Annotated in this window: 5 protein-coding genes and 1 pseudogene; 3 read left to right on the top strand and 3 right to left on the bottom strand. The window is 33.8% G+C overall.

Going from position 1 to position 7,909, the window contains the following annotated elements; translation table 11 throughout:
* A pseudogene (locus IRZ80_RS08870) lies at positions 1–262 on the top strand (DNA mismatch repair protein MutT); the annotation flags it as partial.
* Positions 263–537: 275 nt separating this feature from the next.
* On the opposite strand, the gene lpxB reads toward IRZ80_RS08870, so the two are convergent.
* The 3 genes from lpxB to surE form a co-directional block, all read right to left on the bottom strand.
* Entirely contained in the window at positions 538–1,650 is a 1,113-nt protein-coding gene (lpxB, locus tag IRZ80_RS08865; RefSeq protein WP_194641203.1) for a lipid-A-disaccharide synthase, read from the bottom strand.
* A gap of 98 nt (positions 1,651–1,748) precedes the next feature.
* Entirely contained in the window at positions 1,749–2,021 is a 273-nt protein-coding gene (locus IRZ80_RS08860; protein ID WP_194641202.1) for a hypothetical protein, read from the bottom strand.
* 11 nt (positions 2,022–2,032) lie between these two features.
* A complete protein-coding gene (gene surE, locus IRZ80_RS08855; protein WP_194641201.1) occupies positions 2,033–2,812 on the bottom strand; it encodes a 5'/3'-nucleotidase SurE in 780 nt (259 codons plus the stop codon).
* 212 nt (positions 2,813–3,024) lie between these two features.
* Here surE and IRZ80_RS08850 point away from each other — a divergent pair, with 212 nt between their 5' ends.
* Together IRZ80_RS08850 and IRZ80_RS08845 are read left to right on the top strand one after the other, a co-directional pair.
* Positions 3,025–5,199 carry a carboxy terminal-processing peptidase gene (locus IRZ80_RS08850; protein ID WP_194641200.1) on the top strand — a complete coding sequence of 725 codons (2,175 nt, stop codon included), beginning with the start codon at positions 3,025–3,027 and terminating at the stop codon, positions 5,197–5,199.
* A gap of 322 nt (positions 5,200–5,521) precedes the next feature.
* Positions 5,522–7,687: a carboxy terminal-processing peptidase gene (locus IRZ80_RS08845; RefSeq protein WP_194641199.1), complete on the top strand. Its 2,166-nt coding sequence runs from the start codon at positions 5,522–5,524 to the stop codon at positions 7,685–7,687.
* The last annotated feature ends 222 nt before the right edge of the window (positions 7,688–7,909 follow it).

Raw genomic sequence — 7,909 nt, 5'->3', positions numbered from 1 at the left:
TAGAGAAATTCAAGAAGAATTAAGTGTCGAAATAATAAGTGAATCTATCGAATATATTGGAACGTTTAAAGCTCAATCAGACGGAGCTATTGAAGGAGTAATTGTAAAAATGACGTGTTATAAAGCTAATTACATTGGAAATGTAAAAGAAAATAATGAAATAGAAGAAATTAGATGGTTAAATTATAAAGATTTAAACATAATATCGGAAGTTGATAAAATCATATTTAAGCATCTGAAAGAAAACGGATTGCTAATTTAAACGAAAAAATAAATAGAATAAAAAAGTAGCCGATCGCATAACACTTGTGGCAGTTGCACAACTAACTCTTTGTTTAATTTTAACTACTTTTAACAAATATTAAATTCGCAATATGTTAGAAATCAATTTAAACGTTTTGCATTTTTTGACCAATACTACTTATTTTTTAAGTTGTGAAACGGCCATACATGCTACAAGAGATTTGTGTGAAAGCTGATTTTGTATTTGGGATGATTTAGGCTTCTTTTCTTTACGGAGGCGCTCCAAAATGAGAGTTATTTTATTGAATCAACAATCAAATGCGCCGTTTTTTTGCTCGCACCAATTCCGCCCAATTTTTCTTCGAGCAGATCGTAGTTTTCGAGCAGGGTTTTGCGGTAATTGGGTTCGAGGATTTTGGTTAATTCTTCGCGGATGCGTTTGCTTGAGCAGTCGTCCTGAATTAATTCGGTTACCACTTCTTGGTCCATGATTAGGTTGACAAGCGAAATGTATTTCAGCGTGATGATGCGTTTGGCGATTTGGTAGGAAGCCCAGCTGCCTTTGTAGCAAACGACTTCGGGAACTTTAAAAAGTGCCGTTTCAAGCGTAGCCGTCCCTGAAGTTACCAGTGCGGCTGTAGCGTTGCGCAATAAAGCATAGGTTTTATTGGAAACAAATTTTATGTTTTCGCCTGATATGAATTGCTGGTAAAATGATAATTCCTGACTTGGCGCTCCTGCAATCACAAATTGATAATCTGGAAAATCCTTGACAATACTTAGCATTACCGACAGCATTTTGCTGATTTCCTGCTTGCGGCTTCCCGGCAAAATGGCGATGATTGGTTTTTCGGATAAATGATTTTCGGCTCTGAAAACATTGGCATCAATACTCGATTGATTGTGGATGGCATCAATTAAGGGATGACCGACAAACTCAACCGGAAATTTGTGTTTAACTTCGTAAAAGTCTTTTTCAAAAGGTAAAATCACGTACATTTTGTCTACGTCGTGTTTAATTGCTTTGATTCGGTTTTCTTTCCAAGCCCAGATTTGGGGAGAAATATAGTAATGGTTTTTGTGTCCAATTTCTTTGGCCCATTTGGCAATCCGCATGTTGAAACCAGGATAATCAATGTAAATAATGACGTCCGGTTTGAACTGAGTAATATCATTTTTGCAGATAGTGATGTTGTTTAAAATGGTTTTCAAGTTGAAAAGCACTTCAACAAAACCCATAAAAGCCAAATCGCGATAGTGTTTTACCAATGTTCCGCCTGCATTCTGCATCAAGTCGCCACCCCAAAAACGGATATCGGCATTTGGGTCTTCTTCGTAAAGAGCTTTCATTAAATTGGAACCGTGTAAGTCTCCTGAAGCTTCTCCTGCAATAATGTAGTATTTCATTTTTTATTTTTTTGGTAAACAAAGAAAGTACGAATATACTAAGTTTCTAAGATTTTTCATTAGCATCTCAGAAACTTAGCGTCTTAGCGGTTTTATGGTTAAAGAAACAGAGTAACAATGGTCAGGATAATAACTGCCAAAACGACACCTCTTGCCATAAGTTCTTTATTCATTTTCAGTAATATGCCAAAGGCAATTAAATCAAGTATGGAACCGAGAGTTACTATTTTTCCGAGGTGGCCTTCTCTTTTCATGGATTGAATTCCGGCTGTAAAATCCGAGTGGGTTACAAGCGTGATGTAGAGAAACATTCCCAGAAAGGAAGCTGCAATTCCTATTATAAATCCGATGAGTAAATCTTTTTTATTCATTTTAGTCTCTTTTATTTAATCCAGTCTCTATTGGTCAGGTTTTGTATGGCGTAGTGTGCCGTTAAGTCAAATTGTACAGGAACTATGGAAATAAATCCGTTTTGCAGTGCCCATTCATCAGTGTCTTCCCCTTTGTCCTGATTGACAAATTCTCCAGTCAGCCAGTAATAGTCTTTGCCCTGCGGGGTTTGGCGTTTGTCGAATTTTTCGGTCCAGATGGCATTCGCCTGACGGCAGATTTTGATTCCCTTGATTTCTTTTTCCTTTAATTTTGGAAAATTCACATTCAAGATGACACCTTCTGGCAGTTTATTCTTCAAAACTTCTAGTGTAATTGTTTTGATGTAGGATTTGATTTGTGTAAAGTCGGCATTCCAGTCATAATCCAATAAAGAAAAGCCAATCGCCTGAATACCTTCTATTCCTGCTTCGACGGCGGCACTCATCGTTCCGGAATAGATAACGTTTATTGACGAATTGGAGCCATGATTGATACCCGAAACGCATAAATCCGGTTTTTGTTTTAGAATTTCGTGTACTGCAATTTTTACACAATCGACAGGTGTGCCGGAGCAGCTGTATTCAGTAATTGCATCAGTGTCTTTGGAAATTTGATTGAGATGTAAAGTGTCGTTTATTGTGATGGCATGACCCATAGCGCTTTGAGGTTTGTCTGGAGCGACAACAATAATGTCGCCTATTTCGGCCATTACTTCGATTAAAGTTCTTATTCCGGGAGCAGCGACTCCGTCGTCATTTGTTATTAGTATTAAAGGCCTTTCATTTTTCATTGGAGGGATGTTAAAAAGAATAATTTTTTGATAAAAATTGTATTTGAAAACAAATGTACTAACACAAAATCTTATATTGCGAACAAATAAAATATATTTTTGTGCCAAATTTGAAGAAAGAGAAAAAATCTATTTTATACCTTTAACAAAAAATTATGTAGTATTGTAAGGGGTTGGCATGGTTTTTAACGTAACTTAGTTTAAAAAAATTGATGAATTCTATTGTAAGCTTTATGAAAAGAAATTATAAAATACTTATAGCAGTGGTATGCCTATCGGTTACCTTATTTGCGTTTAATATTAATTCTAGAAAAGCTATAGATCCGGATAGAGACAAACTGCTTTTGGAATTATTAACTTTTGTAATTGAGAAAGGGCATTATAATCCTGCTATTGTTGATGATGATTTTTCAAAAGGAGTCTACAAAGATTATATTGCAGCATTGGATCCGTCCAAACGTTTTTTCCTGCAGTCAGATATTAATGAGTTTTCCAAATTCGAATTGGAATTAGATGATCAATTGAATAATAAAGATTTAACCTTTTTTAATCTTACATATGATCGTTTAATGCTTCGTATGGATGAAAGCAAAAAAATATTTAAAGATATCTTAAGCAAACCTTTTGACTATAGTGTTGATGAAGATTTCAATGTGGATTATGATAAAGCGCCATATGCTAAAAACAGCACTGAACTAAAAGAAAAATGGAGAAAACAAATTAAATTATCTACTCTTTCGTCTTTTACAGATAAGAAAAAACTGGAAGAGGATAAGAAATTGAAAGATCCAAAATATGTAGAAAAAAGTGATGCAGCTTTAGAAGCAGAAACCAGAGAGAGTTCTTTGACTTCATTGAATGATTCTTTTGGGTTTATGAATGAATTAAAAAGAGACGATTGGTTTACATTATATATCAATTCAATTATGTCTCGTTTTGACCCACATACTACTTATTTTGCTCCAGAAGAAAAGGAAAGATTTGACGTGAGCATGAGCGGTAAACTTGAAGGAATTGGTGCCAGACTGCAAAAGAAAAATGATTACACTGAAATTTCAGAATTAATATCAGGCGGGCCGGCTTGGAGAGGAAAACAGCTGGAAGCAGGAGATTTAGTAATGAAAGTCGCTCAGGGTAATGGTGTGCCGGTTGATGTGGTTGGAATGCGTCTGGATGATGTTGTTAAAAAAATTAAAGGGCCAAAAGGTTCTGAAGTTCGTCTGACAGTTAAAAAAGTTGATGGAACTATTCAGATTATATCTATAATACGCGATATTGTTGAGATTGAAGAAACGTATGCGAAATCAAGTGTGGTTGAAAAGAATGGTAACAAATACGGAGTAATTTATCTTCCTAAATTTTATATCGATTTTGAAAACAAAGACGGCAGAGATGCTGGTAAAGACATTGCACTTGAGGTCGACAGATTGAAAAAAGCAGGCGTGAAAGGTATTGCTCTTGATGTTCGCGATGATGGCGGAGGATCTTTGTCTACTGTTGTTGATATTGCAGGCTTGTTTATTGAGCAGGGGCCAATTGTTCAAATAAAATCAGCAGGAAAGAAAAAAGAGATTCTGTATGATACGGATAAAAAAATCGAGTGGGATGGTCCATTGGTAATCATGGTAAATGAATTTTCTGCTTCTGCTTCAGAGATTTTGGCTGCAGCTATTCAGGATTATAAAAGAGGAATTATCATTGGAAGTAAACAGACTTATGGTAAAGGAACTGTTCAAAACGTGATAGATTTGAATCAATTTGTACGTAATAATTCTACAGGAGATTTAGGTGCGCTGAAAACAACCACTCAGAAATTTTACAGAATTAATGGAGGTTCAACACAATTAGAAGGAGTAAGCAGCGATGTAGTTATGCCGGATCGTTATGCATATTTAAAAATGGGTGAACGTGATGAGGAGAACGCAATGAAATGGGACAAAATTGATCCAGCTCCATATACGGTATGGGATAAAAATTCAAAATTTGATCAGGCGGTTGCTAATAGTAAACAAAGAATTGAGAAAAATATTCAATTTCAATTGATTGAAGAAAATGCAAAATGGATCGATAGCAGAAGCCATGAGAATACTTACAGCTTGAATGCAGATAAATTTAAAGTAGCTCAAAATCAAATAGAGGAAGCTGCTAAAAAGTTTAAACCTATTATTGATTATCAAAACAATTTAAAATTCACTTCATTGCCATATGAATTAGAAGGATTTAGCAAAGATCCAGTTCTGAAAGAAAAAAGAGATAGATGGCACGAAAGTCTGTCAAAAGACATTTATGTTGAAGAAGCTTTAAATGTTTTGGAAGATTTACAGCCAAAAGCAATTGTAAAAACCAGTATTCCTGGTGATAAAAAAGGAAAGCTGGTTAAATCATAAATTTAAATTATTTTATAATAATAGAAAGCGCTTCAATTTTTGGAGCGTTTTTTTTTGTTAATAGAAGTGATAAATGTTAAATAATAGAATAAACGGTCTTTCGTTTGATTGATTTTTTTAAGTTAGAAAAACTAATTTATATCTTTAGCGAAATATTTTTGAGATTTAAAAATTAAGAAGCTGTTATTATAATGTGTTTTTTTAAAAGAAATATTTTAGTTTTATCTAAAAACATATTAATAAAACAGTATAGATGCTAGTATTTATAAGTGAATTTATCTAGTTCCAAGTGCTGTTGGGAGTCAAAAATAAAAGGTTTTATATGAAGAAAAATTACAAAAAACTCATAGCTGTAGTATGCCTTTCGGTCAGCCTATATGCATTTACAAGTGATTTAAACAATTCCAAAAAAGCAATTGATCCCGATAAAGATAAACTGCTGATGGAGGTATTGATGTTTGTAATAAACAAAGGGCACTATAGTCCTGCAGCTATTGATGATAATTTTTCAAAAGGAGTTTATGGCGAGTATATAAAAGCTTTGGATCCGTCCAAACGTTTTTTCCTGCAGTCGGATATAATAGAGTTTTCTAAATACGAACTGGAGCTGGATGATCAGTTAATGAACAAAGATCTGACTTTCTTTAATCTGACTTATGACCGTTTGATGCTTCGTAAGGGCGAGGGAAATAAAATATATAAAGAAATATTAAACACTCCTTTTGATTATAAAATTGAAGAGAGTTTTAATGTCGATTATGATAAGGCACCATATGCTAAAAATAATATAGAATTAAAAGAAAAATGGAGAAAACAAATTAAATTATCTACGCTTTCCTCTTTTACAGACAAGAAAAAATTGGAAAACGAAAAGAAGTTAAAGGATTCAAAATATATAATAAAAACGGATGCCGTTCTGGAAGCAGAGACAAGAGAAAGTTCTATGAAGTCATTGAATGAATCTTTTGGATCTATGAATGAATTAAAAAGAGAGGATTGGTTTGCATTGTATATTAATTCTATTATGTCGGGATTCGATCCTCATACTACTTATTTTGCTCCAGAAGAAAAAGAAAAATTTGATGTAAGCATAAGCGGTAAATTTGAAGGTATTGGTGCTCAATTACAAAAGAAGAACGATTACATTGAAGTCTTAGAGCTTATTTCTGGAGGTCCGGCATGGAGAGGGAAACTATTGGAGAAAGGAGATTTAATTATTAAAGTAGCTCAGTCAAATGGCGTTGCTTTAGATATTGTAGGTATGCGTCTGCCAGATGTTATAAAAAAAATTAAAGGTCCAAAAGGTTCCGAAGTCCGTCTTACTGTAAAAAAAGCAGATGGTACGATTCAAATTATTCCAATCATTAGAGACATTGTTGAAATTGAAGAAACGTATGTAAAATCAAGTGTTATTGAGAAAAACGGTCTAAAATACGGCATTATTTATCTGCCTAAATTTTATGTCGATTTCGAAAACAAAGACGGAAAGGGAAGAGACGCCGCTAAAGATATGGCTCAGGAAGTAGATCGTTTAAAAACAGCTGGCGTGAAAGGAATTGTTCTTGACGTACGTGACGATGGCGGAGGTTCATTGGAAACAGCTGTAAAAATTGCAGGTTTATTTATAGAGGAAGGACCCATAGTTCAGGTTAGGTCAGCTTTAAAAAAAGAAATTCTGTATGATACTGATAAAAAAATAGAATGGGACGGTCCCTTGGTAATTATGGTAAATGAATTCTCTGCTTCTGCTTCTGAGATATTGGCAGCAGCAGTTCAGGATTATAAACGCGGGATAATAGTCGGCAGTAAACAAACCTTTGGTAAAGGAACCGTTCAAAGAGTAATCGGCCTGAATCAATATATTAAGAATAATATTTACGGAGATTTTGGAGCTTTAAAGACAACTATTCAAAAATTTTATAGAATCAACGGCGGTTCTACTCAATTAGAGGGAGTAAGCAGTGACGTGGTAATGCCGGATCGTTATGCTTATTTAAAAAAGGGGGAACGTGATGAAGCGAATGCTTTGACTTGGGATAAAATAGATTCAGCTGTTTATAAAGTTTGGGACAGCACTTCAAGATTTGATGAAGCTGTTATCAATAGCAAAAAGAGAATTGAAAATAATGTTCAATTTAAATTAATCGAAGAAAACGCAAAATGGATTGACAGCAGAAGCGCTGAAAAAGAGTACAGCCTGAATATCGATAAATTTAAAATTGCCCAAAATTTGACTGAAGAAACGGCCAAAAAATTTAAACCAATCGCTGATTATAAAAATAATTTAAATTTTAATTCATTGCCATATGAATTAGAAGCAATAAGTAAAGATCCTATTCTAAAAGAAAAAAGAGAAAAATGGCATGAAAATTTATCGAAAGACATTTATGTTGAAGAAGCTTTAAATATTTTGAATGATCTACAGCCAAAATCAATTGTCAAAACCAATATTCCTATCGATAAAAAAGGGAAATTAGTTAAAAGATAAATGCGACAGAGATTATTAAACTAATTAAACACTTGTAAATTATTTTGCAGGTGTTTTTTTTTGAAATAAAAAAGCATCCTATGACTAGAATGCTTTTTTTAAAATGATTAGCGGAATGACCTATTCCTGTACTACGATTTGATAACATAATATACAAATCACAAATATCAATATTATCCCCGAGACGAGGACAATATAATTTGATAATTTTTGAGAGTACAA

The sequence above is a fragment of the Flavobacterium sp. HJJ genome (assembly GCF_015351475.1).
Taxonomy (GTDB): domain Bacteria; phylum Bacteroidota; class Bacteroidia; order Flavobacteriales; family Flavobacteriaceae; genus Flavobacterium; species Flavobacterium marginilacus.
Note: the sequence above shows the minus strand (reverse complement) of the source record. Positions and strands in the feature narration are given on the sequence as shown.